Source organism: Pseudomonas sp. DW-iso3 (assembly GCF_058725305.1).
In genome coordinates, this window is the sequence record NZ_JBZXDZ010000003.1 from 398,496 (window position 1) to 420,316 (window position 21,821).

A 21,821-nucleotide genomic window follows, 5' to 3' on the forward strand; every position below is an offset into this window, starting at 1 on the left:
GATGTAAGGTTCACGCCGCCTTGGGCTTGGGCGGAAACTTCGGTGCGTGCAGACCCAACTGCATGCCACGCTCCACCATGCCCATGATGTCCTCCTGCGCCACTTCAAACAGGCGCTTGAGGTCAGGCAGCACGAAATACAGCGGTTGCAGAATGTCGATGCGATACGGCGTGCGCATCGCTTCCAGCGGGTCGAACACTTGATGCTCGGGCTCGGACGACAGGCTGTACACCGTCTCCTTGGGCGACGACAGAATGCCGCCACCGTAGATGCGTCGACCTTCGGGCGTGTCCACCAGGCCGAACTCGATGGTCATCCAGTACAGGCGCGCCAGGTACACCCGTTGCTCCTTGGTGGCCGCCAGGCCGAGCTTGCCGTAGGTGTGGGTGAATTCAGCAAACCAAGGGTTGGTCAGCAGCGGGCAGTGGCCGAAGATCTCGTGAAAAATGTCCGGCTCTTGCAGATAGTCCAGTTCTTCGCGGGTGCGGATAAATGTCGCCACCGGAAACTGTTTGCTGGCGAGTAATTCGAAGAACGTCTGGAAGGGGATCAGCGCCGGCACACGGGCGACCTGCCAACCAGTGGTCTCGGCCAGCACCTTGTTGATTTCACCCAGTTGCGGAATACGATCGTGGGGCAGGCCGAGCTTGTCGATGCCATCCAGGTATTCCTGGCAGGCGCGACCCTCGATCACTTTCAACTGGCGAGTGATCAGGGTGTTCCACACCGCATGTTCTTCCTGCGAGTAGTGGATAAAACCTTGCGCATCGGGCTCGCGGGCCACGTATTGCGTCTGCTTCATACGGCTCTCCTGCTAGGCATTCGTTCTTGTTATGTCCTGCGATGAGCTTATTGATACCCCGTGCGCGGCCAGATTCCATCTGTTTAAAGCGGCCACAGGTAGGAAAAGTTACCGCTTTTCGTAAAGTATTCGTTACGCTTGTGGGGTTGGCCGTTGTGCTGGGCTGTGAAAAGCCCGCAGGCTGTCACATAATCTTGACGACTATCTGCGCCCAGCGACAAAAACACGCGGCGCCTCCCCACTTTTCGGGCCTCTTCATGCGTATCAAAGTGCACTGCCAGAACCGCATCGGCATCCTGCGGGACATCCTCAACCTGCTTGTGGAGTATGGCGTCAACGTCGCCAAGGGCGAGGTGGGCGGTGAGCATGGTAATGCCATCTACCTGTTTTGCCCGAACTTGGTGAACATGCAATTCCAGGCGTTGCGCCCGCAGTTCGAGGCGATTGCCGGGGTATTTGGTGTCAAAAGGGTAGGGCTGATGCCCAGCGAGCGTCGGCATATGGAGCTCAATGCGCTGCTTGGTGCCTTGGAGTTTCCGGTGTTGTCCATCGATATGGGCGGCTCGATCGTCGCCGCCAACCGTGCGGCGGCGCAGTTGCTCGGGGTGCGTGTGGACGAGGTGCCGGGGATTCCGCTGTCGCGCTACGCCGAGGACTTTGATCTGCCCGAACTGGTCCGCGCCAGCAAATCGCGGATCAACGGCCTGCGGGTCAAGGTCAAGGGCGACGTGTTCCTGGCGGATATCGCGCCGCTGCAATCCTCCGAACATGACGACAGCGAAGCCATGGCCGGTGCCGTGCTGACCCTGCACCGCGCTGACCGCGTCGGTGAGCGCATCTACAACGTGCGCAAGCAGGAACTGCGCGGCTTTGACAGCATCTTCCAAAGCTCCAAGGTCATGGCCGCCGTGGTACGCGAAGCCCGACGCATGGCGCCGCTGGATGCGCCTCTATTAATAGAAGGCGAAACCGGCACTGGCAAGGAACTGCTGGCGCGTGCCTGTCACTTAGCCAGCCCACGTGGGCAATCGCCGTTGATGGCGCTCAACTGCGCGGGCCTGCCCGAGTCGATGGCCGAGACCGAGCTGTTCGGCTACGGCCCCGGCGCGTTCGAAGGCGCACGCGCCGAAGGCAAGTTGGGGCTGTTGGAGCTGACGGCGGGGGGGACGTTGTTTCTCGATGGTGTCGGAGAAATGAGCGCACGCTTGCAGGTGAAATTGCTGCGCTTCCTGCAGGACGGTTGCTTCCGTCGCGTAGGCAGCGATGAAGAGGTCTACCTGGACGTGCGCGTGATCTGCGCCACGCAGGTGGACTTGTCCGAGCTGTGCGCCCGTGGCGAATTCCGTCAGGACCTCTACCACCGCCTCAATGTGTTGTCCCTGCATATCCCGCCCCTGCGCGAATGCCTCGACGGGCTGGCGCCCTTGGTGGATCACTTTCTCGACCAGGCCAGCCGGCAGATCGGCTGCCCCCTGCCGAAGCTGGCGCCGGCTGCGATGGATCGCCTGAGCCACTACCACTGGCCAGGCAATGTGCGGCAACTGGAAAACGTGCTGTTCCAGGCGGTGTCGTTGTGCGAGGGCGGGACGGTGAAGGTCGAGCATATCCGCTTGCCGGATTATGGCGTGCGTCAGCCGCTTGGCGATTTTTCCTTGGAGGGCGGCCTGGAGGACATCGTCGGCCGCTTCGAGAAGGCGGTGTTGGAAGCCTTGTACGCCGAGCATTCCAGCAGCCGACAGTTGGGCAAGCGCCTGGGGGTGTCCCACACCACCATCGCCAATAAGTTGCGTGATTACGAAATTCTCAAGGCTGACAAGTGATTGTCTGACACTCCTAGGTCGACACACATTTGATCTTTGTCGCTAATACGACCGGGGTTTGCCGTTAGCGGCAGTAGTCCGCCGTTTTTTCGACTCGCGCCCAATCACGAAATCATCACACCTCAGCGCAAACCCCCGCCCCGCCTGCACTTCATCGTCTTTTTAAAAGTTGGTTCGCAAATTGCTTAAGCCTCATCAGTACAGCGGTGGGCGGCAAGCGTCCGTCAGAAAGAGGAAAGAGCGTGGACAAGTACCTTTATGTGGCAATGACCGGCGCCAGCCAGAATGCTCTGGCGCAGAAGGCCCATGCCAACAACCTGGCGAACATTTCCACCAATGGTTTCCAACGTGACCTGGAGCAGGCGCGTTCGATGCCGGTGTTCGGTGACAGCTTTCCGGCGCGGGCGTTTGCCATGACCGAACGCCCAGCCACTGACTTCACCCCCGGCGCCATGATCGAGACCGGCCGTGACCTGGACGTTGCCGTCAATGGCGATGGCTGGATGGCCGTGCAGACTCCGGACGGCGGCGAAGCTTACGTGCGCAGCGCGAGCATGAACGTCGATGCATTGGGCGTGCTGCGCGCCGGCAACGGTATGCCGATCATGGGTAACGGTGGTCCGATTGCCGTGCCGCCGCAGCAGAAGATCGAAGTGGGTTCCGACGGCACCATCAGTATCCGTGCCATGGGCGAGGGCCCGCGGGTGATGGCTGAAGTGGACCGCATCAAGCTGGTCCAGCCTGACCTGAAGAACATGAATAAAGGCCTGGACGGCACCATCCACACCAAGGATGGCCAGCCAGCCCAAGCCGACGCGAACGTCAAGCTGACCTCGGGTTTCCTGCAGGCGAGCAACGTCAATGCCGTGGAAGAAATGACCGCGGTGCTGGCGCTTTCCAAACAGTTCGAGCTGCACATCAAGATGATGAACAGCGCCAAGGAAGACGATCAGGCCATGACTCGCGTCATGCAGATGAGCTGATAGCCGCGTCACTGAACCACGACTAATTTCGCAGCGCAGCGCCAACAAACAGGCGCACGAAGGAGAACAGCATGCTTCCGGCTCTATGGGTTGCCAAAACAGGTCTGTCCGCCCAGGACACCAACCTGACCACCATTTCCAACAACCTGGCCAACGTGTCGACCACGGGTTTCAAACGTGACCGCGCCGAGTTCCAGGACTTGCTTTATCAGATCAAGAAGCAACCAGGCGCCCAGTCGACCCAGGACAGCGAACTGCCGTCGGGCCTGCAATTGGGTACCGGTGTGCAGATCGTCGGCACCCAGAAGAACTTCAGCGCCGGTAACCTGCAGCAGACCGGCCAGCCGCTGGACATGGCCATCAACGGCCGTGGTTTCTTCCAGATCCTGCAGCCGGACGGCACGACTTCCTACACCCGTGACGGTACTTTCCATCTGGACTCCAACGGCCAGATCGTCACCGCCAACGGTTTCGCCCTGGAGCCGGCCGTGGTTGTTCCTGCTGACGCCAAGACGTTCACCGTCGGCAACGACGGCACTGTGTCCATCACCGTGGCCGGCAACCCGGCGTCGCAAGTGATCGGCAACCTGCAGACCGCCGACTTCATCAACCCGGCCGGCCTGCAAGCCATGGGTAACAACCTGTTCCTGGAAACCGCCTCCAGCGGCGCGCCGCAAATCGGTACGCCTGGCTTGAACGGTTTCGGCACGACGCTGCAAAGCACCCTGGAAACGTCCAACGTGAGCACGGTTGAGGAGATGGTCAACATGATCACCACCCAGCGCGCCTACGAGATGAACTCCAAGGTGATTTCCACCGCCGACCAGATGCTTTCGTTCGTAACGCAGAATCTGTAATCAAGTCTATGGGGCGCTCTTGAGGGCGCCTGCAACACCGTGAGGTAAGGGTCATGAATCGCTATGTTTCCGTTCTGGCATTGAGTGGGATTGCCGTGCTCGCGGGCTGTGTCGCCCCGACGCCAAAACCCAATGACCCGTACTACGCGCCGGTGTTGCCACGTACGCCGTTGCCGGCGGCTGCCAACAATGGTTCGATCTATCAGGCCGGCTTCGAACAGAACCTGTACAGCGACCGCAAGGCGTTCCGGGTCGGTGACATCATCACCATCACCCTGAACGAGCGCACCCAGGCCAGCAAGAACGCCAACTCTCAAGTCGGCAAGACCAGCAAGGCTGGTATCGGTCTGACGTCGTTGTTCGGCGCTGTGCCCAACGTCAACAACCCATTGGGTGATGGCGACCTGAGCCTCAGCGCCGGCTACAGTGGCGACCGTGCCACCAACGGCAAGAGTGCAGCGGGGCAGGGCAACAGCCTGACCGGTTCGATCACCGTGACCGTGGCCGATGTACTGCCCAACGGCATCATCGCCGTACGCGGTGAAAAGTGGATGACCCTCAACACCGGCGACGAGCTGGTGCGCATTGCCGGCATGGTCCGTGCCGATGACATCTCCACCGACAACACCGTGCCGTCCACGCGGATTGCCGATGCACGCATCACTTATTCCGGCACGGGCGCCTTTGCCGATGCGAGCCAGCCGGGCTGGTTCGACCGTTTCTTCCTTAGCCCGCTGTTCCCTTTCTAGGTGGCCACTTTGAACTTCAAACAGCTGATGGCGGCCGCACTCCTGCTTTCCTTGAGCGCTGTCGCCCAGGCCGAACGCCTGAAGGACATCGCCAGCATCTCCGGCGTGCGTTCCAACCAGTTGATCGGCTACGGCCTGGTGGTGGGGCTCAACGGTACGGGTGACCAGACCACGCAGACCCCGTTCACCCTGCAGACCTTCAATAACATGCTCTCGCAGTTCGGCATCAAGGTGCCGGCGGGATCGGGCAACGTGCAGTTGAAAAACGTCGCGGCCGTGTCGATCAGTGCTGACTTGCCGGCGTTCTCCAAGCCGGGCCAAGTGGTGGACATCACCGTGTCGTCCATCGGTAACTCGAAAAGCCTGCGTGGCGGCACCTTGCTGATGACGCCGCTCAAAGGTATTGACGGCAACGTCTACGCCATCGCCCAGGGCAACCTGGTGGTGGGCGGGTTTGACGCCGAAGGTCGCGACGGGTCGAAGATCACCGTCAACGTGCCATCGGCCGGTCGTATTCCGGGTGGCGCCACGGTTGAACGCACCGTGCCGAGCGGTTTCAACCAAGGCAACAGCCTGACCCTGAACCTCAACCGCTCCGACTTCACCACCGCCAAGCGCGTGGTCGACAAGATCAACGACATGCTCGGCCCAGGCGTGGCCCAGGCCATCGACGGCGGCTCGATCCGTGTGACTGCGCCGCTGGATCCAAGCCAGCGTGTCGACTATTTGTCGATCCTGGAAAACCTGGAAGTCGACCCAGGCCAGGCCGTGGCCAAAGTCATCATCAACTCGCGTACCGGCACCATCGTGATCGGCCAGAACGTCAAGGTGTCGCCGGCAGCGGTGACCCACGGCAGCCTGACCGTGACCATCACCGAAGATCCGATCGTCAGCCAGCCAGGGCCTTTGTCCAACGGCCAGACGGCGGTGGTGCCACGTTCGCGCGTCAATGCTCAGCAAGAAGCCAAGCCGATGTTCAAGTTCGGCCCCGGCACCACCCTGGATGAGATTGTCCGTGCGGTGAACCAGGTGGGCGCAGCGCCCGGCGACTTGATGGCGATCCTTGAAGCGCTGAAACAGGCCGGCGCCTTGCAAGCCGACCTGATCGTGATCTGAGGCCATGGCCATGGATATGCGCAAGAGCGGTATCAGCAGCACGGCGGACTCGGGGTCTTATTCCGACTTGAACCGGCTTAACCAGCTCAAGGTCGGCGACGACAAAAACAGCGAAGGCAACATGCGCAAGGTCGCGCAGGAGTTCGAGTCGCTGTTTTTGAGCGAGATGCTCAAGTCCATGCGTTCGGCCACCGAGGCGCTGGGCAAGGACAACCCGATGAACACGCCGGCCGCCAAGCAGTACCAGGAAATGTACGACCAGCAACTGGCGGTCTCGATGTCCCGCGAAGGCGGTGGTATCGGCCTGGCTGACGTGCTGATGCGCCAGATGCAGAAGAACAAACCGGTGGAGGCCCAGGCCGCCACGTTGCAAGGCCCGGCGGCTGCCGAAGCTGTGAAGAAAGTTGATGTGCCGACGGAGATTGCGGCGGGTACCCAGGCCGTAGGTCCGTTGGGCCGCTCCAATGGCCAGCGCCCGCTGTGGGCTTACCGCGTGGCGGAGCCACAGGCCGGCGCCGTGGCCTCCCACAGCAATGACATGGAGCTGATGAATCAGCGCCGTATTGCCTTGCCAAGCAAGCTGACCGATCGCCTACTCGCCGGCATCGTGCCGAACGCGCCAGTCGCGATCGATGCCAAAAGCGCACCGCTGCGTAACAGCGCGGCCGACGACAACGTGGTCAACAGCACCGCGCGCACGTTTGCCGTGCCGAGCGGGCGCATGCAGGTCTACGGCCGCGCCGTGGCCCAGCCACCGTTGGCGCCGGCGAAGAAAGCCTTCAGTTCGCAGGACGAATTCGTCGCCACCATGTTGCCGATGGCCAAGGCGGCTGCCGCGCGCATTGGTGTCGATCCGAAGTACCTGGTGGCCCAGGCTGCCCTGGAAACCGGTTGGGGTAAATCGGTGATGCGCGCAGAGGATGGCAGCAGCAGCCACAACCTGTTCGGCATCAAGGCTGGCCAGAGTTGGCAGGGCGGCCAGGCCCGCGCGATCACCAGCGAGTTTCGCGATGGGGCGATGGTCAAGGAGACGGCGCAGTTCCGTTCCTACAGCTCGTACCAGGACAGCTTCCACGACCTGGTGACCTTGCTGCAAAGCAATGATCGCTATAAAGAAGTTGTGAAGTCGGCCGACAACCCGGAACAGTTTGTTCGCGAGTTGCAAAAAGCCGGTTACGCCACCGACCCGGCCTATGCCAGCAAGATTTCGCAGATCGCCAAAACGATGGACAGTTACCAGAACTACGCTGCCGCTGGCGCAACCACACATTTATAAGGTCTGAACCATGAGTTTGCTCAGTATCGGGATGTCAGGGCTAAACGCCTCTCAAGGAGCGTTGTCGGTCTTGAGTAACAACATTGCCAACGCCAACACAGCGGGCTACTCACGGCAGCAGACTACTCAGAACGCCAACGCTGCCAACCAGTTCGGCGGTGTGTTCATCGGCAGTGGCACCACTCTGGCTGATGTGCGCCGGGTGTATAACGAGTTCCTTGACGCGGCTTACCAGAACAGCACCTCGCTCAACAGCGATGCCAAGGCTTATCTGGATCAGGTCAGCGCCGTTGACAAGACGCTGTCGGACAAGACCACCGGCATGTCCTCCGTGCTCAGCGCTTTCTTCGCGGCGGCTCAGACCGCTTCGGCCAACCCGAGTGATACGTCGGCCCGCCAGATTCTGCTCACTAGCGCCCAGACCTTAAGCAACCGCTTCAACTCGATCTCCAACCAGTTGAGCCAGCAGAAAGAAACCATCAACAGCCAGTTGACCTCAATGGCTGATCAGGTCAACCAACTGACCTCGTCGATTGCTTCCCTCAATAAGCAGATCAATCAGGTACAGGGAGCGTCGAATACCACGCCAGCCAACCTGCTGGACGCGCGTGCCGAGGCGGTACGCTCGCTCAATGAGTTGATCGGCGTGACTGCCACCGAGAAGAACGGTGTGTTCAGTGTCAGCACCGGCACGGGTCAATCCTTGGTGCTAGGCGATCAGTCCAACTCGATTTCTGCAGTGCCTGGCAAGGACGATCCGAGCCAGTACACCATTCAGATGAACATGCCCGGCAACACGGCGGTGGATATCGGCAATGTGATCAGTGGTGGCAGTATTGGCGGCCTGCTGCGCTATCGCAGTGATGTGTTGATGCCGGCCATCAATGACCTGGGGCGCATCGCCATCGTCACGGCCGATACCATCAACAGCCAGCTGGGGCAGGGCATCGACCTGAACGGCGAGTTCGGCGCGTCGATGTTCAAAGACATCAACAGCGCGGCGGCGGTCGCTTTGCGCAGTGTGGCCGGTCAAGGCAACCAGGGTGCAGGAAGCCTGGGTGTGACGATCAAGGACACCAGCAAGCTGACCAACTACGATTACAAGGTCACCTTCAACGATCCGACCGATCTAAACAAGGTGACGGTGCAGCGCTCCGATGGCAAAGCCATGGGTACCTTTGATATCGCCGCCACACCGCCTGCGGTGATCGACGGCTTCACCCTGGCGCTCAAGAACGGCCCGATGCAGGCGGGTGACAGCTTCAAGGTCAGCCCGACCGCCAGCGGCGCCAAGGATATCGGTACAGTCCTCACCGACCCGAGCAAGATTGCTTTTGCCGCACCGCTCAAAGGCGAAGCCAGCAAAACCAACCAGGGCACCGGCACCTTCACGCCGCCGACCTTGACCGTGCCGCTGGATCTCCAGGGGGGCGCCAATACCGCGCAACTGCGCGTCGGTATTGAAAACTCGATGCCGGTGAAGATGGTATTCGGCAAGCCTGCGGCCGACGGCACTCAGTCCTACACGATCAACGACGCCAAGGGCGATCCGATCGGCACCGGCACCATTATTCCGGGGCAGGCCAACAAGATCAGCATCAACGTACCGATGCGCGATGCCAGCGGCGCCCTGGTGGTGCCTGCCAAGACCTTCAGCTTTGATACCTCGGTGGCTGGCTCACCGACCGATGGTGACAGCACCACCTTTTCGTTCAATGCCAGTGGCAAGTCCGACAACCGCAATGCCCAGGAACTGCTGAACCTGCAAACCAAGGCAACCGTAGGCGTGGCTGCCGATGGCACCGGCGGCACCAGCTTGGTCGGAGCCAACAGCAAGTTGGTCTCGACGGTCGGCGCCAAGGCAGCAGCGGCCACCACGGACACGACCGCCACCAACGCGTTGTTGACGGCCAACAAAAATGCGCGCAACTCCGTGTCCCAGGTCAACCTGGACGAAGAGGCGGGCGACATGATCAAGTTCCAGCAGTACTACACGGCGTCGTCGCAGATCATTAAGGCTGCGCAAGAAACCTTCAGCACGCTGATCAATAGTCTTTAAGGGAGTCTGGGACGATGCGCATTTCTACACAGCAGTATTTCGATACCAGTGCCGCCAAGTACCAGAACAACTATTCCGGCGTGGTGCAGGCTCAGCAGCAGGCGAGTTCCGGCGTGCGCGTGCAAACGGCTGGGGACGACCCGGTGGCGGCGCAGCGTTTGCTGATGCTGCAGCAGCAGAAAGACATGCTGGCGCAGTTCAGCGGCAATATTTCCAATATCCAGAGTTCGCTGACCAACGAAGAAAGCGTGCTGACGGCGATCAGCGCAACGATCCAGGCCGCCAGCCAATTAGCGTTGAAGGCCGGTGGCGTGACCAGTGATGCCGACCGCAAATCCATCTCGGTCGAAGTAGGTGCTCTGGAAGACCAACTACTTGGCTTGCTCAACAGCAAGGATGCGGCGGGCAACTACCTGTTCTCCGGCTCCAAGACTGATACGCCGCCGTACTCGCGCAACATTGACGGCACCTACAATTATCAGGGCGACGAAAACGAGCTGAGCTTGCAGGTGTCCGAGACGTTGACCGTGCGCACGGGCGACACGGGCAAGACTATTCTGGAAGGCGCGGCCAACAACAGCCGTACCCAGGCCAAGTACACCACGCCCGCGCCCGTGCCGCCGGCAACGACGCCGTCGCAGGTGGATGACCATAAAGTCGCCATTTCGGCCGGTCTGGTGACGTCGAGCGTCGACTACAACAAGTCATTCGCCGACGGCCAGCCGTACAAGGTGACCTTCACCAGCAGCACCCAGTACGTGGTGACAGACAAGAACAACAACGACATTACCTCGCAACTTCCCGGTAATGGTACGTTCGACTCCACCAAGGAAGGCAGCGCCAGCATCAATGTGCGCGGGGTCAAGTTCGATATCACCGTCGACCTCACCGATAAGGCCACCGGGCCTGATGCCGATGCCATGGTCAAAGGCCGTGAGTTCACCCTGGCTGCCAAGCCGGACAGCTTTAACGTCTCCCGCACCGCAAGCAATACGTCGCCTACGCAGTTGACGAATGCCACGGTCAGTAACCCCGCTAAATATGCCAGCACCTTTCCTGCCAACAGCGGTGTGCTGATCAAGTTCAGTGACACTGACTCGTCGGCCTTCCAGGTGTTTGCACAGCCCTATAGCGCCAACAGCAAGCCGATTGATTCGGGCGTCATCGACACCACCACCACGCCGAACTCGATCACTGTGGCCGGTGTGACCTTTGGTCTGAGCGGCACACCTGATGTGGGCGATCAGTTCGCGGTCGGCGCCAGCACCCAAAAGACCCAAAGCGCCCTCGACACCTTGAGCCAGTTGCGCAAGGCCCTTGAGCAACCGGCCGATGGTATTCCTGGCGCGCGGGTGAAACTGCAGGATGCCCTGAACGCCGCCGTCAGCAACCTGACCAGTTCGTCGGACCAGGTGGACAACGTGCGTGGCTCCATCGGTGCGCGGCAGAACGCGCTCACCGTGCAGTCCAGCGAAAACGAAAGTGTCGGCCTGGCCAACAAATCCACGATGAGCGCCCTGGCGAACATCGACATGGGTGAGGCGGCGATCAACCTGACGCTGCAGCAGACCATGCTGGAAGCGTCGCAACTGGCCTTCGTGAAAATCTCGCAATTGAGCCTTTTCAACAAGATGTAAGTGGCTTTACGTCAAGCGGCCCGCTCTGGAAACAGGGCGGGCCGTTGTCGTTTCTGGGGCTTAATTGTTTGAAGGTTTTGCACAAAGCACACAAAATTGAGTGACCTGTGAGTCATAAAGCGCATCTTCACTGTATCGTATGAAAAGGATAAGTCGTCACAGGGTCCTTGCGAGGCGGCTTTCAGCGAGATTTTTATGGGGTTATCCCCTTTATTGTCAGCACTCCGGGCGTAGTCCAAGGGGTGTTCTCCAGCTATTTAGTATTGGGAAGCCACAATGATTGGCATAAAAAGCATCGCCAGTTACGTGCCGGCAGACGGGATCGATAACTACGCCCAGGGTGCCAAATTCGCCAAGGATGAAGAGTTCATCATTGGCAAGATCGGTTCGGCGTTCCTGCCGCGCAAGGAAGCCGCGCAGGAAACCTCCGATCTGTGTGTCGAGGCGGTCAACGCTTTGTTTGCCAATAACCCGGATCTGAAGCGCGAGTCCATCGACGCGCTGATCGTCGTCACCCAGAACGGCGATGAAGAAGGGCTGCCGCACACGGCTGCCATCGTCCAGGACAAACTCGGCCTGCCGACCCACGTGGCAGCCTTTGATATCTCCCTGGGCTGCTCCGGCTACGTCTACGGCATCTACGCGATGAAAGGCTTCATGGAAGCCGCCGGCCTGAAAAACGGCCTGCTGATCACCGCCGACCCGTATTCGAAGATCGTCGACCCGGAAGACCGCAACACCACCATGCTGTTCGGCGATGCCGCCACCGCCACCTGGATGGGCGAAGACGCACCGTGGTTGCTGGGCAAGTCGAAGTTCGGCACCGACGGTTCCGGTGCACCGCACCTGAAGGTCAGTGACGGCGTGTTCTTCATGAACGGTCGTCAGGTGTTCAACTTCGCTTTGCTCAAGGTGCCGGCTCACCTGCATGAGTTGCTCAATGAGTCGGACCTGAAGGCTGATGAGATTGATGCCTTCTGCATTCACCAGGGCAGTGCAGCCATTGTCGACGCTGTGGCGCGTCGTTTTGAAGATGCACCGGTGGACAAGTTCATCAAGGACATGGTCGAGACCGGCAACACCGTGTCGTCGAGTATTCCATTGCTGCTGGAAAAGCACGTGATGGACGCCACCTGGAAACGCGTGGCCATCAGCGGTTTTGGTGTGGGCCTGTCGTGGGGTTCGGCGATTCTCTATCGCCCTTGATGCCTTGATAGCTTCAACAAAAAAACGCCGAGGGTCGAATGACCCTCGGCGTTTTTTATTTGGCGCCAGAAAACCCAATGAAATCGGCGTTTCGGGCCTGCGTAAACCCTTGAATTGCAAAGGGTGGCACGGCGCCAGTAAAAAAATTCAAAAAAATCCTCAAGCAACCGGCTACCACGACGATAACTATTACGTAGGTTCTCAGGCCACACCCGGCGGTTGCCAGGGCCGGAAGCCGCAGTATCCATCCAACGAGGATTTCGTCATGGCTTTAACAGTAAACACCAACATTGCTTCCATCACTACTCAGGGCAACCTGAACAAAGCTGGCGGCGCCCTGGCCACTTCCATGCAGCGCCTGTCTTCCGGCCTGCGTATCAACAGCGCTAAAGACGACGCTGCCGGCCTGCAGATCGCTAACCGCCTGACCAGCCAAATCAACGGCCTGGGCCAAGCAGTCAAAAACGTGAACGATGGTATCTCCATCGCTCAGACCGCTGAAGGCGCGATGCAGGCTTCGACCGACATCCTGCAAAAAATGCGTACCCTGGCTCTGTCCTCGGCTACTGGTTCCCTGAGCGCTGACGACCGTAAGTCGAACAACGACGAATACCAGGCTCTGACTTCGGAACTGACCCGTATCTCGCAAACCACTACTTTCGGTGGCCAGAAGCTGCTGGACGGTTCGTACGGTACCAAAGCTATCCAGGTTGGCGCCAACGCCAACGAAACCATCAACCTGAGCCTGGAAAACGTTGCAGCCAACAACATTGGTTCGCAGCAGATCAAGAGCGTAGCGATCACTCCTAGCGCTACCGGTATCGGCAGCGCAGCCGGTACCATCACTGTGACCGGTAACGGCCAAGTGAGCAGCCCGATTGCTGTTCCGGTCGGCGCTTCTGCACAAAGCATTGCCAGCAAAATGAATGGTGCAATTGGCGGCTTGACTGCTACCGCAAGCACCGAAGTTCAGCTTGACGTTGATGCTGCTGCGTTTACTGGTGCTACACCTGCTGCAGCCGCAACCTTTTCGATGACCGTCAATGGTCAGACTGTCACCATGACAGGTGTAACAAGTCAGGCTGGCTTGGCTGATCAATTGAAATCCAACGCCGCCAAGTTGGGTATCAGTGTTAACTTCGACGAATCCAAGAAAACGCTTTCGGTCAAGTCCGACACCGGTGAGAACATTGAGTTTGGTGCTGTTGCAGCTGGTGCTACCAGCGCTGCCGCCATCACCATGAAAGCCAAGGATGGTTCTGGCGCATTCGCTGCCACCGGCACTGCTCTGTCTGATACCACCGCGATGATTGCTACCGGCCAGGTATCGCTGGACTCCTCCAAGGGTTATTCCTTGTCGGGCGCTGGTGTTGGCGGTCTGTTCGGCGCAGCTGCGGCCACCACCGCTGCTTCCACCAAGACCACCATCGCCAACACTGACGTGACCAGCGCTGACATGGCTCAAAACGCTCTGTCGGTTATCGACAAGGCCATCGGCACCATCGACAGCGTGCGTTCGGGCCTGGGTGCTACCCAGAACCGTCTGACGACCACTGCAGACAACCTGCAGAACATTCAGAAGAACTCCACCGCTGCACGTTCCACCGTTCAGGACGTCGACTTCGCTTCCGAAACCGCCGAACTGACCAAGCAGCAAACCCTGCAGTCGGCTTCCACCGCGATCCTGTCGCAGGCTAACCAGCTGCCATCCGCTGTACTGAAGCTGCTTCAGTAATCCAAGCGTTTGGTAACTAACGGAAGGGCGCGTCTACGTGCCCTTCCGTTTTTTCGGTTTAGAGGAGATTAGACATGGACATGAGTGTAAAGCTGAACCAGTCTTATCCGCCGGTAGCGCCTCAAAGCACTCCAGCACCGGTAGTTGCCGACAAAAGCGTCAACAACGTCCAGGAAACACCCGCCATTGGCAAGCAGCCTGAGCGCGCGGACCTGGAGAAAGCAGTCACAGATATTCGCGAATTCGTACAGGCTGCCCAGCGCAGCCTGGATTTTTCCATTGATGACTCTACCCACCGTGTGGTGGTCAAGGTCATCAATACCGACAATGGTGAAGTGATTCGCCAGATTCCGTCGGAAACCGCATTGAAACTGGCGCAGAGCCTTTCCAGCGCAAGCAACGTGTTGTTTGACGACAAGGCGTGAGCTGGCATGAAACTTGTTGCTGTGAGGTCTTGAGGCGTCATAAGTCAAGATAACGGCAGCCACCGAACAGGAGATAGATGATGGCGGGTTCAACGGTAAGTGGTATCGGTTCGAACATCGATACGCAAGCGATCGTGAAGTCCTTGGTGGACGCCGAAAAGGTGCCCAAGCAGACGCAGATCAATACCGCGTCCCAGAAGGCGACCACCACGCTGTCTTCGATCGGCAAGATTCAAGCAGCGCTGGATGCGTTCCGTGGTGCGCTGGACTCTATGACCAAGGACAGCAGCTTCACCGGTTTGACCGGTTCGTCCTCGGATGAAAAGACCGCGACCATGACGGCCAGCAATACGGCCTCGAACGGCAGTTTTCGATTGATCGTCGACCAGTTGGCCCAGGCGTCGAAGTTGTCGAGCAAAAACTTCGCTGGTGGCACCTCCACCGTGGTCAACTCCACGGACAAAGCGACCACGTTGACGATCACTCAATCCGGTAAGCCATACGATGTCAGCGTTCCGCCTGGCGCGACCTTGCAGCAGGTGCGGGATTCGATCAACACTCAATTTGGTACCTCGGGGTTGAGTGCCAACATCCAGACCGACTCCAATGGTTCACGCTTGATCCTGACGTCGACCACCATGGGCACCGGCTCGGACCTTACGCTTTCGGGTACATCGGGGCTGGACGTGGGTTCCACTGTTGTCGATTACCCCAAGGATGCGCAATACAGTATCGATGGTGTTGCGTCTGTCTCCAAGACCAACAACATTGAAGGTGCCCTCAGTGGTGTGAACATCAAGTTAATCGCTGTTTCCACCTACAAGACCGGCACGACGGGTGACAAAAACGCGACGTTGATCACCGTCAGCACCAACAATGCGGCGCTCAAGTCCGGTGTAAAGGGTTTTCTTGACTCTTACAACGCGTTGATATCGGCCATGAATGCCGAAACCAAGGTCACCAAGAACCTGGACGGTAGCACCACGCCGGCAGCCCTGACGGGCGACTCGACCATGCGTTCGTTGCAGGCTGCAATTCGGAACGAGTTCAACCAGTTGTCCGGGACCGGTCAATTCAAGTCCTTGGCTCAATTTGGTATCAGCACCAGCTCCACCACCGGTCTGCTCACGATCGATGACAAAAAGTGGGATGCGGCGGTTAAAACCAACGGTGCCGACATCAACAGCATGTTCACCGGCAAGGACGGCATGCTGGCGCGCATGAAAAGCGCGACCGATGACTTCGCCAAGGCAACCACGGGCGTCCTGGCAACGCGTTCCACCTCGCTGTCTGACAGCCTGAAAGACCTGTCCAAGCAGCAAGAAACCTTGAACGAGCGCATGGACTTGCTGACCAAAAGCCTGTCCGACAAGTACAACGCCATGGACACCTTGGTCGCCCAGTTGCGCCAGCAAAGCACCAGCGTCATGACCACGCTTAACGCGTTGAACAACCCCAAGACCAATAATTGATTCCAGGTGAATAAAAAAGGCCAGGCAACCTGCCTGGCCTTTTTGTATCAGAGGACGACTGGCGCTAAAGCTTTTTGCGACCCAGTCGACATATTGGTTACTGAAATCCTTTTCGCTGTCGCCTGTCACGAGGTAGAAACATGAATCCCATGAGAGCCCTTCGCCAATACCAGAAGGTCAATTCCCATGCTCAGATCTCTGAAGCCAGCCCTCATCGTCTGGTGCAAATGCTGATGGAAGGCGGCCTCGACCGCATGGCCCAGGCCAAAGGCGCGCTGGCGCGCGGCGACATCGCGACCAAGGGTCTGATGCTTGGTAAGGCGATCGATATCGTGATCGGACTGCGTGACGGTTTGGATGCTGAAAAAAGTGACAACCCGGCTTACGTCCAGCAACTGGAGAGTTTGTACGCGTACATGACTAACCGTTTGATGGAAGCCAACCTGCACAACGACGCCGATATGATCGACGAAGTTGCTCGTTTGATGATTACCGTAAAAGAAGGCTGGGATGCCATCGGCGCGCCACAAGGCGCAGCAGAATAAGGCCGTCGGCCTTGAGGAATACGTCATGAGCCAAGCATTGCAACGCATTGATGAAACCCGTGAGGCGCTGATGGGCGCGCTGGCGGACCGTAACTGGGACGCTATCGGCGAACTGGATATGGGTTGTCGCGACGTGATCGAGCAGGTGCTCAGTGAAGCGCCGGTCGATGAGGATGCGTTGCGTGAAAAGCTTGAGAGCCTGCTGGCGGTTTATCAGCAGTTGCTTGAGGTAACGACGGGCGAACGTCAGGCGATTTTCGAAGAGATGTCGCAGATCAACCAAGCTAAAAACGCGTCAAAGGTTTACCATCTGTTCGGCTGAATGGGCTCAGTTGGTCCGAACGGTGCGTCATATATTTGACTGTGCCAGCATTTTTGACTTAACTAGTGCTGTTTTCAGATTTCAGACGTCTAGTAAGGTACAAAGTCTTACAGGCGCCTCGATTGCCCTCACTTCGGGGCATGAAGTTTTACTAGGGAAGTTGCTATTGCATGTGGCGTGAAACCAAAATTCTGCTGATTGATGACGATAGCGTCCGCCGCCGCGATTTAGCGGTGATTTTGAATTTTCTCGGCGAAGAAAATTTGCCCTGCGGCAGCCATGACTGGCAGCAGGCGGTCAGCTCATTGTCATCGAGCCGTGAAGTCATTTGTGTGCTGATCGGGACGGTAAACGCTCCTGGCGCTGTTTTGGGCTTGTTAAAGACACTGTCAACCTGGGATGAGTTCCTTCCCGTGTTGCTAATCGGCGATATTTCTTCCGTCGAACTGCCCGAAGACCAGCGCCGCCGGGTGCTTTCCACCCTGGAAATGCCCCCCAGCTACAGCAAATTGCTGGATTCCCTGCACCGTGCCCAGGTCTATCGCGAGATGTACGACCAGGCCCGCGAGCGCGGCCGCCACCGCGAACCCAACCTGTTCCGCAGCCTGGTCGGCACCAGCCGTGCCATCCAGCACGTGCGCCAGATGATGCAGCAAGTGGCTGATACCGACGCCAGCGTGCTGATCCTCGGCGAGTCCGGCACCGGCAAGGAAGTGGTTGCGCGCAATCTGCACTATCACTCCAAGCGCCGCGACGGGCCGTTCGTGCCGGTCAACTGCGGGGCGATCCCGGCGGAACTGCTCGAAAGCGAATTGTTCGGTCACGAGAAGGGCGCCTTTACCGGGGCGATCACCAGCCGTGCCGGGCGTTTTGAATTGGCCAACGGCGGTACGCTGTTCCTCGACGAAATCGGCGACATGCCGCTGCCGATGCAGGTCAAGCTGCTGCGTGTGTTGCAGGAGCGTACCTTCGAGCGCGTGGGCAGCAACAAGACCCAGAGCGTCGATGTGCGCATTATCGCGGCGACCCACAAGAACCTTGAAAGCATGATTGAGGTCGGCAGCTTCCGCGAAGACCTGTACTACCGCCTCAACGTGTTCCCGATCGAAATGGCTCCGTTGCGTGAGCGCGTGGAAGACATTCCGCTGCTGATGAACGAACTGATCTCGCGCATGGAGCACGAAAAGCGCGGTTCGATCCGCTTCAACTCCGCCGCGATCATGTCCCTGTGCCGCCACGGCTGGCCGGGCAACGTGCGCGAGCTGGCCAACCTGGTGGAGCGCATGGCGATCATGCACCCCTACGGCGTGATCGGCGTGGTCGAGTTGCCGAAGAAATTCCGCTACGTCGACGACGAAGACGAGCAACTGGTCGACAGCCTGCGCACTGACATGGAAGAGCGGGTGGCCATCAACGGCCATACCCCGGACTTCGGTTCCACCGCCATGCTGCCGCCGGAAGGCCTGGACTTGAAGGACTACCTCGGCAACCTCGAACAGGGCCTGATCCAACAGGCTTTGGACGACGCCAACGGTATCGTCGCCCGTGCCGCCGAGCGCCTGCGTATCCGTCGAACCACCTTGGTGGAGAAGATGCGCAAGTACGGCATGAGCCGCAAAGAAGGTGACGAACAGGCGGATGATTGACGCCTGTTTTTCAACTAACTGAAAAATAAGGTTATTTTTTTCGGCACGGGTATTGCTACAGCCCTCGCAACGTTCCGTTTAACTGACGGTCAGCCAAGCGAGAGAGCATGATGCCCCACGCCGCCCAACATTCTTCCAGCTCTGCCATCGCGGGGCTTGTTCCGTCTGTAGAACAGCAAAGCCGCCAGGGCCTGGAACAGGCCTTTTCGCAGTTCAGTCAGATGTCCAGCCAATTGACCGACTCTTACAGCTTGCTCGAAGCCCGGGTGTCCGAGCTTAAAGGCGAGCTGGCCGTGGTCAGTGCCCAGCGCATGGAAGAGTTGGCCGAGAAAGAACGCCTGGCCAATCGTCTGCAAAACCTGCTGTCACTGTTGCCCGGTGGCGTGATTGTCATCGACGAAGAGGGCCGCGTGCGCGAAGCCAACCCGGCCGCCTGCGACATGCTCGGCTTGCCCCTGGAAGGCGAGCTGTGGCGGCATGTCATCACCCGCTGCTTTGCCCCCCGTGAAGACGACGGTCACGAAATTTCCCTTAAGGATGGCCGCCGCCTGTCCATCGCCACCCGTTCCCTGGACGCGGAGCCGGGCCAGTTGGTGCTGCTCAACGACCTGACTGAAACCCGTCACCTGCAAGACCAGTTGGCACGCCATGAGCGATTGTCGTCGTTGGGGCGCATGGTCGCTTCTTTGGCGCATCAGATCCGCACACCGCTGTCGGCGGCCTTGATCTACGCCAGTCATTTGACTGATGAGCAATTGCCCGCCGCCACCCACCAGCGTTTTGCCGGCCGCCTCAAGGAGCGTCTGCATGAGTTGGAGCATCAGGTGCGCGACATGCTGGTGTTTGCCCGTGGCGAATTGCCGCTGACCGACCGCATCACGCCGGCGGGGTTGATGCAGGCCCTGCAAGCGGCGGCTGCGCCCCATATCCAAGACGTCCAGGTGCGCTGGCAATGCGACAGCCATCTCGGTGAACTGCTGTGCAACCGCGACACCTTGGTCGGTTCACTGCTCAACCTGATCGAAAACGCCACCCAGGCTAGCGGCCCGGGCGCGCGGCTCAAGGTGCACCTGTACAACCGCGGGCAAAACCTGCGCTTGTGCATCAGCGACAGTGGCAGTGGTATCGAACCTGCCGTGTTGCAGCGTCTGGGCGAACCCTTTTTTACCACCAAGACCAACGGCACCGGCCTGGGCCTGACCGTGGTCAAGGCAGTGGCACGCGCCCATCAGGGAGAATTGCAGCTGCATTCCCGTGTTGGGCGTGGCACCTGTGCATTGATGACCTTGCCGCTGTTTTCCGGCGCGGCAAGCGCGGAGTAGAAAGGTTATGGCTATCAAGGTTCTGTTGGTGGAAGACGATCGCGCCCTGCGTGAAGCATTGGCTGACACGCTGCTGCTGGCGGGCCATGACTACCGGGCGGTCGGTTCTGCCGAGGCTGCCTTGGAGGCGGTGGAGCAGGAGTCCTTCAGCTTGGTGGTCAGCGATGTGAACATGCCCGGCATGGACGGGCACCAGTTGCTCGGCCTGCTGCGTGCGCGCCAGCCGCAATTGCCGGTGTTGCTGATGACCGCTCACGGCGCCGTTGAGCGTGCGGTTGACGCCATGCGCCAGGGGGCGGCGGATTACCTGGTCAAGCCATTCGAGCCGAAAGCGTTGATCGAGCTGGTCGTGCGGCATGCCTTGGGCGTGATCCCGCCCAGTGACGGCGAGGGGCCGATTGCCTTCGAGCCGGCCAGTGCACAATTGCTGGAACTGGCGGCCCGCGTGGCGCGCAGCGATTCCACCGTGTTGATTTCCGGCGAGTCCGGCACCGGCAAGGAAGTGCTGGCGCGCTACATCCATCAGCAATCGACCCGCGCCAAGCAACCCTTTATCGCCATCAACTGCGCGGCGATCCCCGACAACATGCTCGAAGCCACGCTGTTCGGTCACGAAAAAGGCTCCTTCACCGGCGCCATCGCAGCCCAGGCGGGCAAGTTCGAACAAGCTGACGGTGGCACCATCCTGCTCGATGAGATTTCGGAAATGCCCCTGGGCCTGCAAGCCAAGTTGCTGCGGGTGTTGCAGGAGCGTGAAGTGGAACGCGTCGGCGCCCGCAAACCGATCCAGCTGGATATCCGTGTGGTTGCCACCACCAACCGTGACCTGGCGGGCGAAGTGGCGGCGGGGCGCTTCCGTGAAGACCTGTTTTACCGCCTCTCCGTATTCCCCCTGGCCTGGCGGCCCTTGCGCGAGCGCCCGGCGGATATCATTCCGCTGGCCGAGCGTCTGCTGAACAACCACGTCAAAAAAATGAAGCATGCCCAGGCGCGGCTGTCGGCCGAGGCTCAGGCCTGTCTGATCGCATACCCGTGGCCGGGCAATGTGCGGGAATTGGACAACGCCATCCAGCGCGCGCTGATCCTGCAGCAGGGTGGCTTGATCCAGCCCCAGGATTTTTGTTTGGCGATGGGCAGTGGTGCGGCGCCGTTGCCGACTCTGGCGCCCACGCCTGTGGTGGTCGAAGCGGAGACCGCCGGTGCCTTGGGCGACGACCTGCGTCGCCGCGAATTCCAGATGATCATCGACACCCTGCGTTCCGAGCGCGGCCGCCGCAAAGAGGCTGCCGAACGCTTGGGCATCAGCCCGCGCACCCTGCGCTACAAGCTGGCGCAGATGCGCGACGCCGGGATGGATGTGGAAGCGTATCTATTCGCCACATAACCGGTAACAAGGTCTACAAGGTTTGTCGCCTTTTCTTACGAGTTGATACAGAGCTGGCACCCTTGTTGCTACTTCCCTAGTAATTGCGGCGTAGCGTCAAAAAACATGCGGGTTGTCGGAGAGAGAAGTTCATGAGCCAGGGTATTGAGTTCAATCGGTTGATGTTGGATATGCGCGCCATGCAAATGGATGCCATGGCTCAACCGAAATCCGTCGCGCCAGCGCCGGAATTGGGCCAAAGCAGCTTCGCCGATATGCTCGGTCAGGCCATCAACAAAGTCAGTGACACCCAGCAAGCCTCCAGCCAGTTGGCCAATGCCTTTGAAATTGGCAAAAGCGGCGTTGACCTCACCGATGTGATGGTCGCCTCGCAAAAGGCCAGTGTTTCCTTCCAGGCGCTGACCCAGGTGCGTAACAAGCTGGTTCAGGCCTATCAAGACATCATGCAGATGCCGGTTTAAGGAC

General features: G+C 59.2%; 19 protein-coding genes. 18 read left to right on the forward strand and 1 reads right to left on the reverse strand.

Annotation, left to right across the window (positions count from 1 at the left end; all coding sequences use genetic code 11):
* Nucleotides 1-10 precede the first annotated feature (10 nt).
* Nucleotides 11-802 (reverse strand): phenylalanine 4-monooxygenase, encoded by a 792-nt coding sequence (gene phhA, locus AC4PS7_RS10955; RefSeq protein WP_010208722.1) that lies wholly within the window; start codon nt 800-802, stop codon nt 11-13.
* Nucleotides 803-1,059: 257 nt separating this feature from the next.
* Between phhA and AC4PS7_RS10960 the strand changes: the two genes are divergently transcribed.
* The 18 genes from AC4PS7_RS10960 (at nt 1,060) to fliE (ending at nt 21,817) form a co-directional block, all read left to right on the forward strand.
* The gene (locus tag AC4PS7_RS10960) at nt 1,060-2,622 is read left to right on the forward strand and encodes a sigma-54-dependent phenylalanine hydroxylase transcriptional regulator PhhR (protein ID WP_010208723.1); all 1,563 of its coding nucleotides are present in this window, start codon (nt 1,060-1,062) and stop codon (nt 2,620-2,622) included.
* 242 nt (nt 2,623-2,864) lie between these two features.
* Nucleotides 2,865-3,605 carry a flagellar basal body rod protein FlgF gene (locus tag AC4PS7_RS10965; RefSeq protein ID WP_010208724.1) on the forward strand — a complete coding sequence of 247 codons (741 nt, stop codon included), beginning with the start codon at nt 2,865-2,867 and terminating at the stop codon, nt 3,603-3,605.
* A 71-nt stretch (nt 3,606-3,676) separates the two neighbouring features.
* A complete protein-coding gene (gene flgG, locus AC4PS7_RS10970) occupies nt 3,677-4,462 on the forward strand; it encodes a flagellar basal-body rod protein FlgG (protein WP_005790105.1) in 786 nt (261 codons plus the stop codon).
* A gap of 53 nt (nt 4,463-4,515) precedes the next feature.
* Complete coding sequence (flgH, locus tag AC4PS7_RS10975) at nt 4,516-5,211, forward strand: flagellar basal body L-ring protein FlgH (RefSeq protein ID WP_010208725.1); 696 nt, start codon at nt 4,516-4,518, stop codon at nt 5,209-5,211.
* Nucleotides 5,212-5,238: 27 nt separating this feature from the next.
* Complete coding sequence (locus AC4PS7_RS10980; RefSeq protein WP_033901075.1) at nt 5,239-6,327, forward strand: flagellar basal body P-ring protein FlgI; 1,089 nt, start codon at nt 5,239-5,241, stop codon at nt 6,325-6,327.
* Between the two features lie 4 nt (nt 6,328-6,331).
* Entirely contained in the window at nt 6,332-7,603 is a 1,272-nt protein-coding gene (gene flgJ, locus AC4PS7_RS10985) for a flagellar assembly peptidoglycan hydrolase FlgJ (RefSeq protein WP_010208727.1), read from the forward strand.
* A 10-nt stretch (nt 7,604-7,613) separates the two neighbouring features.
* Nucleotides 7,614-9,662 (forward strand): flagellar hook-associated protein FlgK, encoded by a 2,049-nt coding sequence (gene flgK / locus AC4PS7_RS10990; RefSeq protein WP_021490848.1) that lies wholly within the window; start codon nt 7,614-7,616, stop codon nt 9,660-9,662.
* Nucleotides 9,663-9,676: 14 nt separating this feature from the next.
* Nucleotides 9,677-11,299 (forward strand): flagellar hook-associated protein 3, encoded by a 1,623-nt coding sequence (locus AC4PS7_RS10995; RefSeq protein ID WP_021490847.1) that lies wholly within the window; start codon nt 9,677-9,679, stop codon nt 11,297-11,299.
* 276 nt (nt 11,300-11,575) lie between these two features.
* Complete coding sequence (locus tag AC4PS7_RS11000) at nt 11,576-12,505, forward strand: ketoacyl-ACP synthase III (RefSeq protein WP_010208730.1); 930 nt, start codon at nt 11,576-11,578, stop codon at nt 12,503-12,505.
* Nucleotides 12,506-12,770: 265 nt separating this feature from the next.
* Nucleotides 12,771-14,240: a flagellin N-terminal helical domain-containing protein gene (locus AC4PS7_RS11005; protein WP_021490846.1), complete on the forward strand. Its 1,470-nt coding sequence runs from the start codon at nt 12,771-12,773 to the stop codon at nt 14,238-14,240.
* A gap of 74 nt (nt 14,241-14,314) precedes the next feature.
* Nucleotides 14,315-14,665 (forward strand): flagellar protein FlaG, encoded by a 351-nt coding sequence (locus tag AC4PS7_RS11010; protein WP_021490845.1) that lies wholly within the window; start codon nt 14,315-14,317, stop codon nt 14,663-14,665.
* Nucleotides 14,666-14,745: 80 nt separating this feature from the next.
* Nucleotides 14,746-16,137: a flagellar filament capping protein FliD gene (fliD, locus tag AC4PS7_RS11015; protein ID WP_021490844.1), complete on the forward strand. Its 1,392-nt coding sequence runs from the start codon at nt 14,746-14,748 to the stop codon at nt 16,135-16,137.
* Nucleotides 16,138-16,277: 140 nt separating this feature from the next.
* Nucleotides 16,278-16,682, forward strand: a complete 405-nt coding sequence (fliS, locus tag AC4PS7_RS11020; protein WP_021490843.1) for a flagellar export chaperone FliS — start codon at nt 16,278-16,280, stop codon at nt 16,680-16,682.
* A 25-nt stretch (nt 16,683-16,707) separates the two neighbouring features.
* Nucleotides 16,708-17,004, forward strand: coding sequence for a flagellar protein FliT (gene fliT, locus AC4PS7_RS11025; protein WP_028617332.1), 297 nt, complete (start codon nt 16,708-16,710; stop codon nt 17,002-17,004).
* A 170-nt stretch (nt 17,005-17,174) separates the two neighbouring features.
* On the forward strand, nt 17,175-18,650 hold the full coding sequence (locus AC4PS7_RS11030) for a sigma-54 dependent transcriptional regulator (RefSeq protein ID WP_010208737.1): 1,476 nt from the start codon (nt 17,175-17,177) through the stop codon (nt 18,648-18,650).
* A 110-nt stretch (nt 18,651-18,760) separates the two neighbouring features.
* A complete protein-coding gene (locus AC4PS7_RS11035) occupies nt 18,761-19,972 on the forward strand; it encodes a sensor histidine kinase (RefSeq protein ID WP_031290412.1) in 1,212 nt (403 codons plus the stop codon).
* A gap of 7 nt (nt 19,973-19,979) precedes the next feature.
* Nucleotides 19,980-21,356, forward strand: a complete 1,377-nt coding sequence (locus AC4PS7_RS11040) for a sigma-54-dependent transcriptional regulator (protein ID WP_021490840.1) — start codon at nt 19,980-19,982, stop codon at nt 21,354-21,356.
* 131 nt (nt 21,357-21,487) lie between these two features.
* Complete coding sequence (fliE, locus tag AC4PS7_RS11045; protein ID WP_010208741.1) at nt 21,488-21,817, forward strand: flagellar hook-basal body complex protein FliE; 330 nt, start codon at nt 21,488-21,490, stop codon at nt 21,815-21,817.
* The last annotated feature ends 4 nt before the right edge of the window (nt 21,818-21,821 follow it).